The following is a 17,949-nucleotide window of genomic DNA, read 5'->3' on the forward strand; positions in this document are numbered from 1 at the left end:
ACGGCTCCAGAGAGAAAGTAGAACATATCATGACTGAATTACTTCAAAGCCAATTACTGAAAGACTTGGGTACTCAAAACGAGTTTGTTGCTCGTCATAACGGCCCTAATAAAGCAGACCAGCAAAAAATGCTTGAAGCGATCAACGCGACTAGCTTAGACGCACTGATCGACGAAACGGTTCCTGCACAAATCCGTCTTGAAAAACCAATGACACTTGCCGCGCCACTGAGCGAAATGGACATGCTGACCTCTCTTAAAGAGATCGCTAACCTAAACCAAGTGAAACGTACTTTCATTGGCCAAGGCTACTACAACACATTCACTCCAAACGTTATTCTACGTAACGTTTTAGAGAACCCAGGCTGGTACACAGCTTACACACCATACCAACCAGAGATTTCTCAAGGTCGTCTTGAAGCTCTACTCAATTACCAACAAATGGTAATGGACCTAACAGGTATGGAAATCGCGAACGCATCCCTTCTTGATGAAGCGACAGCGGCTGGCGAAGCGATGACACTGTGTAAACGTGCTGGTAAAAGCAAGAGCAAAGTATTCTTCGTTGCTGACGATGTTCACCCTCAAACACTAGAAGTTGTTAAAACTCGTGCTGAGTACATCGGTTTTGAAGTAATGGTTGGTGCTCTTGAAACACTTCCAGAGCAAGACGTATTTGGTGCGCTTCTTCAATACCCTAGTACAACGGGTGAAGTTCGTGACCTAACAGACATCATTGCGAAAGCTCAAGCTAACAAAACACTGGTTACAGTTGCAACTGACCTACTTGCCTCTGCTCTACTTAAGCCTGCTGGCGAAATGGGCGCAGACGTAGTCATCGGTTCAGCGCAACGTTTCGGCGTTCCTATGGGTTACGGCGGTCCACACGCAGCATTCATGGGTACTCGTGAAAAGCATAAGCGTACAATGCCAGGTCGTGTAATCGGTGTATCTATCGATACTCACGGTAACCAAGCGCTACGTATGGCAATGCAAACTCGTGAGCAACACATCCGCCGCGAGAAAGCGACATCGAACATCTGTACAGCTCAAGCACTTCTAGCAAACATGGCGTCTTTCTACGCGGTTTACCACGGTGCAGAAGGCCTACGTACTATTGCTCGTCGTACACACCACATGACAGCTATCCTAGCGGCTGGCCTGACTAAAGCGGGTTACGAGCTAACGAACAACAGCTTCTTTGATACTATTACGCTGAACACAGAAGACAAGACAGATGCACTGTACGCGAAAGCGCAAGCAGCAGACATCAACCTTCGTCGACTTGTTGGTAAAATCGGTATCAGCTTAGATGAAACAACAACGATCGACGACGTGAACGCACTGTTCGCAATCTTCGACGTGAAAGAAGACATTCAAGCACTATCTTCTGACATTGCATCAAACGAGTTTGCAGCAATTCCAGAAAACTGCCGTCGTGAATCAGAGTTCCTAACTCACCCAGTATTCAATACGCACCACAGCGAAACGCAAATGATGCGTTACTTAAAACAGCTTGAGAACAAAGACTTCTCACTAACGCACGGCATGATCCCTCTGGGGAGCTGTACGATGAAGCTGAACGCTGCTGCTGAGATGATTCCAGTAACATGGCCTGAGTTTGGTTCAATTCACCCATTCGCACCTCTAGAGCAAGCGGCTGGTTACACGGCACTAGCGAAAGATCTTAAAGAGAAGCTATGTGAAATCACTGGTTACGACGATTTCTCACTACAGCCTAACTCTGGTGCATCTGGTGAATACGCAGGTCTAATCGCGATTCAACGTTACCACGCAAGCCGCGGTGAAGCTCACCGTAACGTTTGTCTGATTCCAAGCTCTGCGCACGGTACTAACCCTGCAACAGCATCAATGGTTTCTATGAAGGTAGTGGTTGTTAAGTGTGATGAAGATGGCAACATCGACATGACAGACCTAGCAGCGAAAATCGAGAAGCACAAAGAAAACCTATCAAGCATCATGATCACTTACCCTTCTACGCACGGCGTATACGAAGAGCAAGTGAAAGAAGTGTGTGAACAAGTACACGCAGCGGGCGGTCAGGTTTACCTAGACGGCGCGAACATGAACGCTCAAGTAGGCTTAACTTCACCTGGCTTCATCGGTTCAGACGTATCTCACTTGAACCTGCACAAAACATTCTGTATCCCACACGGTGGTGGCGGTCCAGGTATGGGTCCTATCGGCGTTAAATCGCACCTAGCACCTTTCCTACCAGGTCACATCGAAAACGGTGTACAAGGTTCTGACTACGCGGTATCAGCAGCAGATTTAGGTAGTGCTTCAATCCTACCTATCTCTTGGGCTTACATCGCAATGATGGGCGAACCTGGCCTAACAGACGCAACTAAAGTAGCGATTCTGAACGCGAACTACGTGATGGAGAAACTACGTCCTCACTACCCTGTTCTTTACCGTGGCACTAACGGCCGCGTAGCGCACGAATGTATTATCGATATTCGCCCACTTAAAGAAGACACAGGCATCAGCGAAGAAGATATTGCTAAGCGTCTAATGGACTTCGGTTTCCACGCGCCTACTATGTCTTTCCCAGTAGCTGGCACACTAATGGTAGAGCCAACTGAATCAGAAGATTTAGAAGAGCTAGACCGTTTCTGTGAAGCGATGATCGCAATCCGTCACGAAATGGCAGCTGTGAAAGCGGGTGAATGGCCACTAGACAACAACCCTCTAGTGAACGCACCGCACACACAAGTTGACCTTTCAGGCGCAGAATGGGATCGCCCTTACTCTCGCAAACTTGCTTGCTTCCCATCGAAAGCAACGAAGAACTCGAAGTACTGGCCAACAGTTAACCGTGTAGACAACGTATACGGCGACCGTAACCTAATCTGTTCTTGCCCAAGCATCGATAACTACGAAGACTAATTCGTAGCGGCGCTAAGCAGAAAAACATAACAAAAGGCGAACCAAACGGTTCGCCTTTTAGTTTTCTGAAATTCAAGGTCAACAAATGCATTGACCTTACCGTAAGGGAAAGGTTTATGGTGAAATGAATCCAACGATGAATTAGGAAACGATGATGGGATGTTGTAACAAAGCGCCAAAAGGTGAAGCCCCTCTTGGCCTGCTTCTAAAAGTAACGCTTGGGATTGGTCTTTTTGTGTTTCTGCTGGCGTTGTGGCAGTAGGAAGTTTACACGCTGCCAGATTTGAAGCTAAGAAGTGATGGTATACAAAAATAGTTGGTGCCATAGTAGTTTGTTAAATGTGTTATTTAAACCTAGCGGTATGACGTTTATCCTTTCTTTCACGCCACAACCAAATTATGAAATTAAGAGGAAGACTGCCAACAGATACCCAAACACCACTCATTAATACATTGGTAGTTTTCGTCCAACTTCAAGCTGTTTCTAAAATAGACAACGGGGCAATACTTCGACCTATCATCCCCCCCCCCCAAATAGCAGAAAATGCAGTACGAATAACAAATTCAGGCGCCCCTTTTTTCTTTCGAGTTTCCACTTAGAACACTCGCTATCTGGATCTTTCATTATCCCCTCAATAAGATATCCAACCTGGGCATATAATGTCCACGTTAAGCGGACTAAAATTATGTGGAAAACTTGTTGAGAAACGAAACATTGAAAGGTGATTCACTTTTGTTTAAATGACTTGGATTAAACATTTTTAATGTAGCTTAACTTTGGCCAGTTTGCATATAAACACAAAAGGCCAAAAAGGCCGTATAGACCATTCGCGAAGGACGATAAGTAATAATTAGATAAAGACTCAACTAATAATTGACACTGCCCGAAACGTCATCATCTTTAAGAAATGCATTAATTAAAAACACATTGGAAGTAATTTAAGCCTGACGTTAACAACAGATCGAGAACCTTTCTAACCCGAATAAAAATCAAACCATGTGAGGACAAATAAATATAAAATCGAAGTGCGAATTAGATAAAATAATTATATTTCCTACGATAGGAAAAGACCACATTTATAAGTGGTCTTTATAATATATTATTGTCGATTATAGAATAGACTTAGTAAACAAAACATAGCATACCTATACTTACATTTTCTGCTTGGCTCTATTTTCAAAAAAAACATCAATCAAATTTTGGTTTTGTATAAGCCAAGTGCATCCAAATATCAAAAACATACCTAACATCATATTTACTGTTATTACAGAATCAAAAAATATGTATGCCATTACGGCAGTGGCAGCAGGAACACAAGAAAAGTACGTAGATACATTAGTCACCGTGCCCGATTTTAAGGCTTTTATAAGAAGCATAGATGAAAGCACAGAAATTAGAAGTGACTGCCAAAGTAATGCTGATATAGAAATATTGTTTACATCAAATTTAAACTCACTAAAAATAATGGTTGTAGGCAATAGTATTAGTGTTGCTGAAAAACATTGAAACAACATGTTTTTTTCAATAGGTATGTTTGAACAATATTTTTTTTGATGTATAGAACCAAATGTAACACCTAATAACGACAAGATTGCAAGTATAAGATTTTCAAAATTTGTCGTTCCCAAGCTGAAATTTTCCACCGAAAAAATCAAGGTACCGAGTACACAACCTAAGACCCCATAAATTTGAAATTTCGAATTTAGATCTCTAGATACTATTAACGTTAAAACTGGCTGTAATCCTAAGACTATCGTCAACATCGCAGGACTGATTCCTGACACCAATGAATAAGAGAAAAAGACCGGATAGAGAAATTGTATAAACACCCCTACAATCATGGCATGTACCATACTCCTATTATCTACTTTATTATTTCTTAATATTAAAAAATTAATAATTACGAAAAAAAATAATGCAACAATCACTCTAAGTGTTATAAAAGTAAGTGGGTTAGTATAACTCAATCCTATTGAAGACGCGATATAGCCGGAAGCCCACAGAAAAACAAAAATCCATCCTAAATATTTCACAGATAGCCTCCCAGCTATAAAAACTACACTGTAGTGAATCTTTCACCTAATTTTCTATTAACAGTGTAATATTCCTTAATTTCATGGCAAGTATTATATATATCACCACCTTTAGACTTCGTAGCTTCAATAAGGATATCGTACGTCTCTTTAATTGGTATATCGTGATGAACATGAGCACTAGATACTTTCAAAATCGCACTTTTAAGATCTTCAAGGTTATAAATTGACTTTGAGATATCAAAAATAAAATCTGAAACATCTTGCTCTCGAAGGGGTGCCCTTTGAAATACCATAGCTTCTATGGTTTCATCATGAATAGATTTATCTTTGAATATCAGTGAGGGCTCTACATTATCTACACCATCATATTGAAAATCTAAACAAAGAATAACTCGGTTCCCATCACCAAAATTGTATGCTGCATGGACTACACTTGCATCAAGCATCCAAATATCACCCTTAAGCATTCTAAATACCCCGTAGTCTTCATCACTATGATAAGAAGTTAACGAAGTTTCAAGAGGAATTAATACACGTATATATTTTTCCTTATTATCACCCAATTCAATAAAATCTTTGTGCGGTATAACTTGACCATTTATTAAGTTACGCGTCCTAACCATTTTAAGATTTTCTACGTCAAAGTACTTATTGATAATTTCATTGATATATAACGTTTGTTTACCTAGTTCGGTCATCTTCGCTTTGTTTTTATTATCTTTGTACTGGGTATTTTGATAATCCCCGTCATCATTCCACAATGAATTGTTTATCCACGTACCACTATTAAATTCGTTGTATTCTTCTTCAAACACAGGGAACTTAGATATGATATCAAGGTCTTTCCTTAAAGAATTACTTTCAAATTCGATTCTTCCTAGCAATTTAGTTTTGGATTTCAATTTATTAACCTTTTATTTTTGTTTTTATTAACACTTTGTAACACGCATTTTACGTTCGACATAGTACTCAACAACAAACAACTATCAACGGTTTAATTATTTTTAAAATCAATATGTGACTTAACACATATAAAATCACGCTTTTAATTATATAAATGCCATTTAAACAAGAGTTAGTACCGTTTTAACCTCAGATAGAACCACCACAAGTCAGATTCTGAAAAATTAGAAGTGTTTGATTAAAATGCAAAAAACAACACCAAATTACTCGCTATTTAGTTTGTTCGGTTCAAAGCTTGACCCTATACGGTAAGGTGTTTATATTGTCGCCCGCCCAACGGGGCACATCCTAAAATGCACACCGGCCATCCTGCCATCATTCGTGTATTTATATTGGTGTTGTGGACTTCCATGCTAACGAAATTTCGTCCTTTTACTCGTGAATCGGGTGCGCTTATGCATCTTTCGATTCCAATCATTTTGACTCAAATAGCGACCCAAGCGATGGGATTTGTCGATACGACAATGGCTGGCCAAGTAAGCCCTGCCGACCTCGCCGCTATTGCACTCGGCACTAGCCTTTGGATCCCAGTGTTGCTGTTACTGCGTGGTGTGATTATGGCGTTAACGCCTGTTGTCGCTTACCACCGCGGCGCACGCGACTTTCAAAGTATCTCTGTCGAGTTCTTCCAGATGGTTTGGTTGGCATTAATCGCGAGCGTACTGCTTATCGCTTACTTGGTGAGTGCGAAACCGATCTTAGAATGGATTGGCGTAGCCGCTGAGATCATTCCAATTGGCAGTGACTATGCGTTTGCCCTCGCCTTTGGTGTACCGGGTATTGCCCTGTTCTACACTTTGAACGGCTTCTGTGAAGGTATGAACAACACCAAAGTACCGATGATCATTTCTGTCGTTGGACTATTGGTGAATATTCCAGTTAACTACGTGCTTATCTACGGAAAGTTCGGCTTCCCTGAAATGGGCGCTGTGGGTTGTGGTTGGGCAACAAGTTTGGTGTATTGGTTAATGTCGGGAATGCTGTATTCCTACATTAAGGGTCATCACCACTACAAAACCATCATCAACTTTTCAGATGCAAAACCAAAAGCTAAAGAAATGCTTCACCTTCTAAGATTAGGTTTACCTATCGGAATGAACATCGCGGTATGTGGCAGTATCTTTGCGGTAATCGCTCTGATGATTGGCCGTATTGGTGCAGAGAACGTGGCAGCGGCGCAAATTGCTCTGAATATATCGAGCCTGACATACGTGATTCCAATGAGTATCTCATTTGGCATTACAATTCGTGTTGGGCATGCACTAGGCAAGAAAGATGAACTAGGCGCAATTGAACGCAGCAAAGTCGGTATCTTAGTTGCAGCATTAATCTCGCTTCTTTCAGTAGCGATGTTCTTACTGTTCCCTGAGTGGATCATTAGGCTTTACACCACCGACCCTGCAATAAGCGCTACAGCAGCGGTATTGTTGACCTTTACGGCGATGTACCAATTCAGCGATGCATTACAAACATCGGCTAACGGTGTATTACGTGGCTATAAAGACACTAAGATCCCAATGATCTTAGCCATCGCTTCATATTGGGGCTTGGCACTGCCACTCGGCATGGTGCTAGGACTAACAGACCATATTGTTCCAGCAATGGGTGAAGAAGGCTTTTGGATTGGTATCCTAACGGGATTAAGCGTTTCAGCGACGCTGATGCTAATTCGCTTGCGATACGTGATTAAGAAGCGTGACTTGCCACCAGCAAGTGCGGCAATAGCAAACTAAGATTGACCAATAAGCTAATACAAAAAAGCGCGTTACTACCAACTGGTAATAACGCGCTTTTTTATTGAATTTCTATAAACCAGATGATGTGCTTGGTTTAACACTCATCGTTCATAACACGAACTGTACACTCACAACCATCTACTGGACATGTGTCTCCACTTGTCCTGCCGCCAAAAGAATCATAGATAACATAACAACCCGAAGGTAAGGCATCGTCGGTAATGTTATTGCTGTTCAGGTCTGCGTCGCTAAAAGGTTGATTGTATCCGACTACCGTATGTCTATTTCCATAATCTGAGATAATACTGTCATCATCTGACAATGTGAGGAAATCGAGCATGTTCAATTTGTCACCAGACTCCCCTCGGCTTTCTGGGCAAAGTGTTCCCCAATCGACTTCAACACTACCAATACCAAAATCGATTACGTAGTTGCTCTGATCTCCTGGGTTTGTTGCGTCCGGATTAAGCCCAACGATAATGGCCTTAGACGTAACTTGCGTGATTACCCCTTCCATTGCACCTGCAACACCTTCAAGCACCGCTTCTCTCGCTGACTCTTGGATATTAAGAAACCTTGGAGCTGCTGTCACAGCTAAAACACCGAGTATCACGATAACAATGATTAATTCCATTAACGTAAAGCCGTTTTTCTTCATAACACCCACATCAACTGACAACTACAGATACAATTACTGAATGAATTATCAATAACTATACATCGTGATGAGATGCGGAACACCTTCTGTGTCGCGTCAAAGTTGTTGTTTAGTCGATTTTTAGACCTTACGCATGGGAGGATGAAAATTAGCGCCTTGTTGTCGCTGTCTTATTTGATCGCGTTGTTTTGAATGAGCTAAATTGTCACGATATTACACTGCAGGTACATTCTTCATTTCTATTGCGCTCTATCGGAGTATCTGCGTCTGCATATCGCAAAAAAATAGCGCTCATGTATGACATAAGCGCTATTAAATAACTGGAGACTCAACACTTCTCTCAAAGAAATATGTTGGGAAGTCTAGATTTTAAATGAACCAACATAACGATCGAGAACTTGTGACAACTCTGCCAGCTGCTGACTTGATTGCTCTAACTTCTCACTTGCGCTCAAACCGTTTTTGACTGAGCTATTAACCGTATCCATGTTCATATTAATTTCATTCGCTACCGCTGACTGCTGCTCCGTTGCCGTTGCGACTTGCGTATTAATATCAAGAATAGCCAAAACTTGCGTGGAAATTTTTTCCAAAGCTTGGCGAGCCATTTCAGTTTCAGTCGTACCCTCTTCAATTAAGCTCTTACTATTACTCATCGAACTAACAGCGTTCTTAGCTTCGGTTTGAAGTTGGTTGATCATAGTGTCAATTTCATCGGTAGACTGCGCGGTTTTTGTCGCTAGGTTACGAACTTCGTCAGCAACAACCGCAAAGCCTCGGCCAGCCTCACCAGCACGCGCAGCTTCAATTGCAGCATTAAGTGCCAGTAAGTTCGTTTGCTCAGAGATACCTCGAATAACATCAAGAATAGTACCAATGGACTGAGTATTATCAGCAAGGCTCACAATGATGTCAGAAGCACTATTCATTTCGGCTTCAAGGTTCGAAATTGAAGTCGTGGTCTTCTCAATCGTCTTATGACCTTCTTGAGTTTCACTCGCTGCCATGTTTGCCGCGCTTGCAGCACCAGCCGCGCTAGATGCAATTTCATTAACCGTGGCAATCATTTCATTCATAGACGTCACGACCAACATGGTTTGTTCGTTCTGTTCTTGCCCTCTTTGCAATGCTTGCTGCGACTGTTCACGAAGCCCAATAGCGGTCTTATTTAATTCGACACCCGTATTCACTGTTTGCGTAATTATCTCGTGCACCTTACCAACGAACACATTGAAAGCCGATGAGATTTGAGCAACTTCGTCATTCCCTTTGATAGGCAAACGTACTGATAGATCACCATCGCCTTCAGAAATATCATGCAATGTATTTTTCAATACCAAGAGAGGTTGCATCAGTTTGCTAAGAAGAAGTGATAGAACAACGAGACAAACCACAAAAATGAAAACCATTGAAGCGAGCTGGTAGCTAATAATGCCATTCGTTGCTTGGCTAACCTCTGTGATAGGAATACCGATATCAAAAGTACCGTACAGCTCACCGTTGACGTAGATAGGTGCCATGATGTCAAACACCCACACTTGTTGAACATCAGCGTACCATTTTGAATACTGTTGTACGCCTTGGGTCGCGCCTTTAACGGTATAGCTATCTTCATAAACTTTATTCAGTTTATTTTTGTCGCTGTGAGCAATAGCACTTACGTTACTATCAATAACAATGGCATAAGTGACATCAGATCGTTGTTTCAGCTCGCCCACCAGCTTTTGTAAATCTTGAACTGGATTGTCCGAATTCTCTAAGATATACCCAGCATTCCCAGCCAAAAATTCAGCTTGAACTTGAGATTTGTTCAATATTATCTCATCAATTTTTTCGCTTGAAATGAAATAAGTTGACGCCATACTCGCAGCGACGGCAATGCCAAACATAATAAAAACGGCAAATAGGATTGTTTTCTTCATTTAAGTTGTCTCGACGCAAGTTTGTTAAAAGTTCTCTAAAGGTTTCAAAAAGCGAAACCAAAGCTCGCACGTTTTATCTCGTGTTAGAGCTCGCCTCTATTCCTTTATCTGTAAAAATCCCGATAACTTTAGCCGAAGAATATAAAAAACATATATTGGTCACATTTATGCAACACGCAAAATCATTCAATAAAGGTCAATTAACTGGAAATCAAGTAGTTGGAGTTCAGGTTAGAAGAAAAAATGTCGATGAACAAGTAAGTGCAAGAACACCAATTAAAGTAGCGTCGGTTCAGGTCGAAATACTTAATCTAATCCAATCACATAGACAGCCCAATAAGAGCCTTCTTTGGTTCGCTGCGATACAAAAACACTCTTCCCATTAATCGACTTCTAACAAAGACGTCACCCATTTTTGTAGCGGATCATCGTTATACCTTGGGTGCCATGCGGCTATCACATCAAAACTCTCGGGGGATTGTTCCATTGGAATAGTCACCAAATTCAGCCCTTCGATTGCTCTTGATGGTAAGAAAGCAATCGAATCAGTGGTGTTTAAATACATAGGTACGATAGAGAAACACGGTGCAGATACCACCACGTTACGCTTTAATCCAAACTGACCAAACCATTCATCAATCGACCCTTTGAAGTTTGGACGCGATGGTGAAGCAATAATGGTTGGATAGGTCGCCACCTCCTCTAATGAAGGCGTGATCTGTGCTATTGAAGAATAAGGTGATGCAACACACACATGGTGCTCTTCAAACAGCTTGATTACTTTGTAGCTGCTTGGAATGTAGTCCGGAAACGCGATGGCTAAGTTAACCTTGCCGCTTTCCATTAGCTCGTGCAGGTTGTCAATTTCGAAGTCACGCACAATCAGCTTTAACTCTGGAGCTTGTTCCCTTAGCTTTGCAATTAAGCTTGGTAAGATGATCTGCTGGGCATAATCCGTCGCCGCAATCACAAACGTCCCTTTAGCTTTCTCTGGTACGAAATTTGTTCTAGATAGCAACAAATTGAAATCGATCAGTAAACGATCAACACCAACAGATAACTCTTGTGCGAAGGTGGTCGGAACAAAGCCGTTGGTTTTCCTCACAAACAGCCTATCGTCGAACACTTCTCGCAGCTTCTTCAAATGCTCACTAACAGCTTGCTGGGTTAGCCCCAATTGATTCGCAGCTTTAGACGCGTTCTCTTCGCGGATTAAAGCTTGGAAAACTCTAAGTTGCTTTATGTCTAATCGGTCTAGTTTGCTCACACGCACTCGCTTCGATGAAGTTGGATTCCATGTCAGCGTAACACTCAACAAGTAAAACCGGTAACACTAACAACTAAGCTTTGTTTCTACTTGTTTAGCTATTTGGTTAAAGTTCTTCCATCGGAACGAAACATATACAGATCGGAGAACAACATGAAAACAATCATTCTAATTGGCGCACGTGGCAAGATGGGTCAAGCAGCATTAATGGGCTTAGGCAATCATAACGTTATCACTGCGGGTCGCTCTGGCGATGTCGACCATATTGTTGACATCACTGACCCACAATCAATTGAGGCGCTTTACAAGAAAGTGGGACACTTTGATGCGGTTGTGAACACCGTTGGTCTCTGCGAATACAATACCTTTGCAGATATGACGGAAGAACAGTGGATGACTACGGTAATGAGCAAAATGATGGGACAAATTAACCTTGTTCGTATCGGCCAAAAGTACATCGCTGACGGTGGTTCATTTACGCTGATTAGTGGCATATTGAACGTTAAACCAATCCCTTTCGCTATTGCAGACGCAACCACCAGCGGCGCAATTGATACATTCGTAAAGTGTGTCGCTTATGAAATGCCAAGAAACACACGTATCAATGTAATCAACCCAACGGTTCTTGCTGAAGCATGGGATGTTTACGGTGAAATGATGCCAGGCTTTGAACCCGTCCCAAGTAAGCTCGTGGGTAAAGCATTTGAGCGTTCTGTCGATGGCTTCATTACCGGTGAAGTGATTTTTGTAGATGCTTAGAGTTAGCAAATGAACCGTATTTATAAGCGCTCGCTTTTTATACGAATAGTTTTTACAAGCACATAGTCCATTTCTCTCTAACAAAAAAGGCGAGCCATTCGGTTCGCCTTCTTGTTTAAAGAGTCGTGCTTAAAAAGTCGTGTTTATCGATTTATCGCCAAATATGAGCCAGCAGCAATCATTATTCCACCTGCACTTTGATTTAACCTTTTATGTGCGCGTGGCGTTTTAAGTAAACTTGCCATTCTGCCCGCGCCCATTGCAATTAGCATTAAACCAGACATCAGCGCAACAGCCGCCAAAACAGAAACCAAGACGATGTCTTGTGAGCGCAAAACAGTCAGGTCGACGAAGGTCGGCAAAAATGAAATATAAAAGAGAATCACTTTAGGGTTTGATGCTGAGATCAAAAAGCCTTGTGCGAAACTGGCGAGTTCTGATTTTTGACTTTGTTTGGCAGCGAGCTCCGCTGAGCCTTGCACTTCCGGTAGGCTCTTAAACATCTTGTAGCCTAAGTAAATCAAATAAGCCGCACCAACGTAGCGAATTACCTCAAAAGCAAACGACCAGTTCTCAGCAATCGTCGCTAGGCCAAAACAGGCAAGCGCAAGATAGATAAGATCACTGCATATCATCCCCAACGAGAGAGTGATGCACTTTCGCCAACCGTTAACCATGCCTCGAGCTAAAATGGCAAATACGCCAGGCCCCGGAGTAATACCAAATATAAACATGGCAATAAAGAATGTAATCGCACCTTCTAATGACATTGGACTGTCCTTATCTATAACCCAACATAATTGATCATGAACGTATCATGGAGCTTCGATTCGGGTAAAGAACGTTTTTGACTAAGCACGTTTAACACAACTCATGTTTTGAATAAGTGTCACACGTAATTTCCCCGCTAAGCCTAACCTCAGCCTAAGCCTAAGCCTAAGCCTAAGCCTAAAACTGAAACTGAAACTGAAACTAAAACTAAAACTAAGTGTTTTTCTTTAAGACACAAAAAAGGCGAACCTAGTGGCTCGCCTTTGAAAAATATTGATTACAAATCAACGTAACAAGATTAGTTAGCGATTGGTGACAACAACTCTGGGTTTACAACTATGTTTCTCACGCCGTGTGCGTGATCTTCGTTGAAGTCATTTCCTTCACACCAGCTGCCAACCGTCGCAATGTTTACTTTCGCTACTTGTGGTCTCACGCTCCATGTTACTTGGAACGGTGAACCTTGTTCATTGTAGCCAGGGCCAGTTGTAGAGCCTGCGTATTGAATCGCTGAGCCCGTATTTTGTGGAATGTTCGGGGCTTGGTTTAAACCGTTGACTTTAGAGTGTTTCGCTAATGCTTCGAAGTCGAGAGCTTTGTCGTCATTAACTAATACATAGACTTGAGTTTCAACACGCAATTGTGGATTGGTAATCGCATCGTTAAAACAAGCGCCCAATGTTTCACCCGGTTCAACTTGCGCCGTTGAATACACATAATGCACCTCAATAGTATCTCCCGAGTGAAGAGAACCATGATCACTTGGACAAACCTTTTGATCGAATGGATTAAGCTCAGCAGCGCTTAACTTACCTGTGTATTTGAAACCACTTTGGAAGCCCTTTCCATCACCATTGCCAGCGTATTGAGTAAACTCCCCCCCTTTATGCTCGGCGTTCTTGTGAAAGTGAATATTACATAAGTTCATTGCTGTTGAATCTGGCGCATCCGAAAACAGGCGGGCGTTAGTTCCCTTTAAAGAGTCCAAATCTCGTGGGGCTTGCGGGCCAAAACCTTTCCCTTGAGTATTTTCAGAAAGGTTCGCTCTTTGTTCGGCGATAACTCCATCTGAAACAGCTTCATGATTCGCGCTAGATGCATTTGCTTGAGCCGATAACATGACCATCGCAACGCTTAAAAACACACTCTTGTTCTTCATATCTCTTCCCTAGAATATTGATAACTTAATCTAAACATCGAACTTCACAACAAACATATTACTATGCTCCAAAGTGAATATAAGACATTGTCTTAGCAAGATTAGATTTCATTGCTTACTTTTGGGTAAGAGTATTAAAAGCCTTGATGCATATAACAAGTCGAATACAGTAAATACGACTAGTCCCTTCCAGAACGAGAAAATTCCTACTTTAGTTGACTGTGTTTTGACTTAATCAGATAGAGCTGTGGATATTGAACAACAAACATAATAGCCAATAGAACGATGAGTTAATTAGGCTGCGATATAAAAAAGGCGAACCACTTAGCTCGCCTTCATCGCTTCATTACAAAGTTTAGCTTGGAGTTCGCCGCCAACTTGCTTATCCATGGCCCGTCGCAAATATCCCGAAGGTCAGAATGTTCAATGTGTCTGTCACACCCTCTAACGATTTAATGACCTTCTTGGTTGGTTCATTATTTTGCAAGAAATAGTTTCCTATGCCCTTTTCACTATCGTGCTCGTCGGCCGCGTGTTTTGCCGTTATTTGAGAGGTTTCGGTTGATGTAAGCTCTGTCTTAGCGTGTGTATTCGAATCTTCATTTGCGTCAGTACCGGAGTTTGTTTCTGTACTAATGTCTAGATTGGTCTCTTCCTCTACACTTTTAGATACAGTGTCTTCGTTACTTAATGTCTTATCATCAAGTTGATTGTTGCTCGTTGTAGAACAAGCTGTCAAAAGAAATAGGCTAACGATGAATGTGATTAAATTTCTCAGCATAGGGATTAGAGTTTGAATTAATAAAACATTGTTCGATTGTAATTTATTTGCCTTTCAACATCCAGCATCTATTGGCTCTAAAGGCAGTTGGTGTGCTATTAACTTTCTATTAAACGGTCTGGTATTTTGCTCTCGCCAACATCTAGTAATTGGATATTTCAATCAGGTTCCCATCAGGGTCTCGAACATAGACAGAAACGATTTTACCCGTTGCACCTGTTCGCGGTACTGGTCCCTCTTCTATCAAGACTCCTAGCGCTTGGATATGCTCAATAACATCAATCATGGGCGTCTTAGTAATAAAGCAGAGATCGGCACTACCAGGTTGCACGCACTCAGCCTTTGGATCGAACTCATTACCTCTTTGATGAAGATTAATCTTTTGATTACCAAACGATAAAGCCAAACGCCCTTCACCGAATTGGATTGGCTTCATACCTAACACGTTTTGATAAAAATCCACCGTCACGGATAAGTCTTTAACGGTTAATACCAAATGGTCCAAATGGCTAATTTCCAATTTAATCATCCTTATCTCGTCGTGACTAAATGTTGAATATTCAATGCTGAATAACGCTAAGTTACATACTCTAACGTTGGATTTGCTAACACAAGATAAGCGTACACCTTCACTTCTCACTTTGAACGAATAAAGGGAGCACAGACTGCGCTCCCTTCTCATCGGTTTTAGCTAACTTGAATCACTTTAAGTCGTTTTAACTAGTCACAAGTACCTTCAAATACCCAGTACCAATAATTGTTGAACGGGTCGGCTCCCCAGTTATCCGCAGACGCTGAGAATCTATTGCCATAATATTGAATTGCTGTGCCTGCGGGGTAATAGTAATTTGGGTTCCACTCTTGAAGGTTATCGCACAAACCTTGTGGTTCTGGCTTAGGTTCTGGTTGTGGCTCAGGTTTAGGAGCTTCTAGGTCAGCACTCACAGCAACATACGCATCCATCGAACCTTGAGCCCCAGAAGCCATCACGTAAATGTCAGCGCCCGTTACACCATTGAGACCACAATATTCTCGGTTACCTTGATTAGTTGACGCACAATCGTAGTCACTCAGCGTGGCTGGTCGACCGATTGCAACGTACATGTCTACTTCACCGTACCCATTATAAGTCTGCACCCATACCTCATCGGCTGGTGTGTTTTTGAGAACGAACTGTTGCTGATCCTCGCCGTCACTCAAGATAGGCGTTGGCATATTGATCTCTAGGTCCACAACGTCTGAAGTTGGTGATGGTAATGGTGGATTAGGCTGACCAGAACCACAGTGTTCTACATCAATGCCTACTTCGTTAAAAGCAATCCTTACCGCAGAGGTTTCATAACCAAGATCTTGGGCCGCTTTGCAGACACCGTCAGCACCTTGTTGGAAATCCGAGTTAGGTGTCCAATAAAGTTGGTTAGCGGTCGCGTAGGCCTCAAAAGCTTTCTTAATTCCCCAGTTATTACTTGTTGATAAATGGTAAAACGCTTTATTGAAAATGCCAGAACTATGGTGAACATCAATGCCGTTGTAGTACTGGTTGACGTGGTCAATAGACACACCATCTTGGCTTGGTTGAATGAAGTAACGCATTGCATCACTATGTTTCATCACATGTTCGCCCATCTTCCAATTGAAGCTACCGTGCACATATTCACTTAATGCTGCTGCTGCCACATCAGAAAAGGATTCATTCATTCCTCCCGACATTCCACGATATTCTAAGCCTGAGTTTTGTTCGGTAAAGCCGTGGCTTACTTCATGGGCGATCACATCCCATGTTGCTAGCGGATACATCGATTGGTTACCATCGCCGAATGTCATTTGACGACCGTCCCAAAATGCGTTCCCATAATTTGAACCATAGTGAACACGCATCGTGAGCTTTTGTTTAATCGGACGTGTATTTAGCCAATCTTGGTACATGTCGAATACACGTTGGCCAAAATAATGAGCGTCATTCATCGGCGCATACGCACCATTCACTGCGCGATAATTGTTAACGTTCACACCATTATTATCGCTACAGCTAAATTGATGTATCTGCCCAGAGCTTTGCTGATTGTTCATGTTCAGAGTAACGACGTTCTCGCTGTCCATTTGGCAATACGGGTTAACCTGAAAACCGCCATACTGTGTGTTTGAGCCAAAATAATAACGCCCACTTTTTTCGTTACCGCCAGGACCTTCAGCCTCAAGAAAAGCGATGCCTTCCCACTGTTCCAATAGCTCACCAGATTTAGCATCCACAAGCGTAATCGGCCTTGAAGGAGCCATCCCTTTAGTCTGTAAGAAATCAATTTTATAGATGAGCCGAGCAGACTGCTGATCATCAAGCCAAATAACAAGCTCAGTGTGAGGGTCACGGATAGTAGCCGCGGCAATACCTTTGTGTTGTGACTTCGCAATATCAACCGCCTGTTTAGCATTAATCATGGGCAGTGTTGAACCAATATCTGACTCAATACCGGTTAACACTTGGCCATCAACAGCCTTTGCCACACCTTGCTTAGAAAGATCAACGACCACAGATTGTCCATAAACAGGGATTCCATAATGGAGCTGCTTCTTACGTAAAAGTGTTGTTGTATTGGTGTTTACTCGGCTTATATCATGATAAGACAGTGGTTCACTGGCTACTGTAAGCCCTTGTTTTGTATTATTAAGTACTTTAGATAAGTCAACCTTCGAATAGTCAACAACATTAGCAGCTTGAGAAGTAAACGCTATCGGGAATAGCATTATTAAATGTGCACTACGCATATGTAACCTTTTATAATTATGTTTTACAAATTCACCAACTTGATGAGCGCGTATCTTAACGATAGATATTCCACATATAGAAATAAACCCAGTTGCATACGTGAGCTTAATTCAAAACATAATTACTGGTGCAAGACGAACTGAGACATGCAGTCAAAAAAAGTAAGTGAAATCTGATGGTTAACTGAAGCAATGTAATAAGAAGAACGAAAAAACACGAATTT

General features: G+C 41.9%; 14 protein-coding genes. 3 read left to right on the forward strand and 11 right to left on the reverse strand.

Going from position 1 to position 17,949, the window contains the following annotated elements; all coding sequences use genetic code 11:
• Positions 1–29: 29 nt before the first annotated feature.
• Entirely contained in the window at positions 30–2,909 is a 2,880-nt protein-coding gene (gene gcvP, locus AACW75_RS10625; RefSeq protein WP_145568796.1) for an aminomethyl-transferring glycine dehydrogenase, read from the forward strand.
• On the opposite strand, the gene AACW75_RS10630 is transcribed toward gcvP, so the two are convergent.
• The 3 genes from AACW75_RS10630 to AACW75_RS10640 form a co-directional block, all read right to left on the reverse strand.
• Positions 2,906–3,235 carry a hypothetical protein gene (locus AACW75_RS10630; protein WP_186437165.1) on the reverse strand — a complete coding sequence of 110 codons (330 nt, stop codon included), beginning with the start codon at positions 3,233–3,235 and terminating at the stop codon, positions 2,906–2,908. The two genes, gcvP and AACW75_RS10630, sit on opposite strands and share 4 nt — an antisense overlap.
• Positions 3,236–4,061: 826 nt before the next feature.
• Entirely contained in the window at positions 4,062–4,943 is an 882-nt protein-coding gene (locus AACW75_RS10635) for a DMT family transporter (RefSeq protein WP_145568794.1), read from the reverse strand.
• 23 nt (positions 4,944–4,966) lie between these two features.
• Positions 4,967–5,848: an aspartyl/asparaginyl beta-hydroxylase domain-containing protein gene (locus AACW75_RS10640; protein WP_237297416.1), complete on the reverse strand. Its 882-nt coding sequence runs from the start codon at positions 5,846–5,848 to the stop codon at positions 4,967–4,969.
• A gap of 411 nt (positions 5,849–6,259) precedes the next feature.
• Here AACW75_RS10640 and AACW75_RS10645 point away from each other — a divergent pair, with 411 nt between their 5' ends.
• Positions 6,260–7,642, forward strand: a complete 1,383-nt coding sequence (locus tag AACW75_RS10645) for an MATE family efflux transporter (protein ID WP_145568790.1) — start codon at positions 6,260–6,262, stop codon at positions 7,640–7,642.
• A gap of 97 nt (positions 7,643–7,739) precedes the next feature.
• On the opposite strand, the gene AACW75_RS10650 is transcribed toward AACW75_RS10645, so the two are convergent.
• The 3 genes from AACW75_RS10650 to AACW75_RS10660 all read right to left on the reverse strand — a co-directional run bounded on the left by AACW75_RS10650 (position 7,740) and on the right by AACW75_RS10660 (position 11,492).
• A complete protein-coding gene (locus AACW75_RS10650) occupies positions 7,740–8,303 on the reverse strand; it encodes a type II secretion system protein (protein WP_108091536.1) in 564 nt (187 codons plus the stop codon).
• Between the two features lie 362 nt (positions 8,304–8,665).
• A complete protein-coding gene (locus AACW75_RS10655) occupies positions 8,666–10,192 on the reverse strand; it encodes a methyl-accepting chemotaxis protein (protein WP_171310750.1) in 1,527 nt (508 codons plus the stop codon).
• 415 nt (positions 10,193–10,607) lie between these two features.
• Positions 10,608–11,492, reverse strand: a complete 885-nt coding sequence (locus AACW75_RS10660; protein ID WP_145568785.1) for a LysR family transcriptional regulator — start codon at positions 11,490–11,492, stop codon at positions 10,608–10,610.
• 153 nt (positions 11,493–11,645) lie between these two features.
• On the opposite strand from AACW75_RS10660, the gene AACW75_RS10665 reads away from it, so the two are divergent.
• A complete protein-coding gene (locus AACW75_RS10665) occupies positions 11,646–12,251 on the forward strand; it encodes a short chain dehydrogenase (RefSeq protein WP_054546927.1) in 606 nt (201 codons plus the stop codon).
• 143 nt (positions 12,252–12,394) lie between these two features.
• On the opposite strand, the gene AACW75_RS10670 is transcribed toward AACW75_RS10665, so the two are convergent.
• The 5 genes from AACW75_RS10670 to AACW75_RS10690 all read right to left on the reverse strand — a co-directional run bounded on the left by AACW75_RS10670 (position 12,395) and on the right by AACW75_RS10690 (position 17,725).
• Positions 12,395–13,021 carry a LysE family translocator gene (locus AACW75_RS10670; protein WP_017094265.1) on the reverse strand — a complete coding sequence of 209 codons (627 nt, stop codon included), beginning with the start codon at positions 13,019–13,021 and terminating at the stop codon, positions 12,395–12,397.
• A 299-nt stretch (positions 13,022–13,320) separates the two neighbouring features.
• Positions 13,321–14,181: a delta-class carbonic anhydrase gene (locus AACW75_RS10675; protein WP_017074386.1), complete on the reverse strand. Its 861-nt coding sequence runs from the start codon at positions 14,179–14,181 to the stop codon at positions 13,321–13,323.
• 382 nt (positions 14,182–14,563) lie between these two features.
• A complete protein-coding gene (locus AACW75_RS10680) occupies positions 14,564–14,962 on the reverse strand; it encodes a hypothetical protein (protein ID WP_114635402.1) in 399 nt (132 codons plus the stop codon).
• Between the two features lie 142 nt (positions 14,963–15,104).
• Positions 15,105–15,482, reverse strand: coding sequence for a VOC family protein (locus AACW75_RS10685; protein WP_145568874.1), 378 nt, complete (start codon positions 15,480–15,482; stop codon positions 15,105–15,107).
• A 200-nt stretch (positions 15,483–15,682) separates the two neighbouring features.
• Positions 15,683–17,725, reverse strand: coding sequence for a M4 family metallopeptidase (locus tag AACW75_RS10690; protein WP_145568784.1), 2,043 nt, complete (start codon positions 17,723–17,725; stop codon positions 15,683–15,685).
• Positions 17,726–17,949 lie beyond the last annotated feature (224 nt).

Origin of the sequence: Vibrio sp. L3-7 (genome assembly GCF_963898195.1) — a bacterium.
GTDB classification, from domain to species: Bacteria; Pseudomonadota; Gammaproteobacteria; order Enterobacterales; family Vibrionaceae; genus Vibrio; species Vibrio echinoideorum.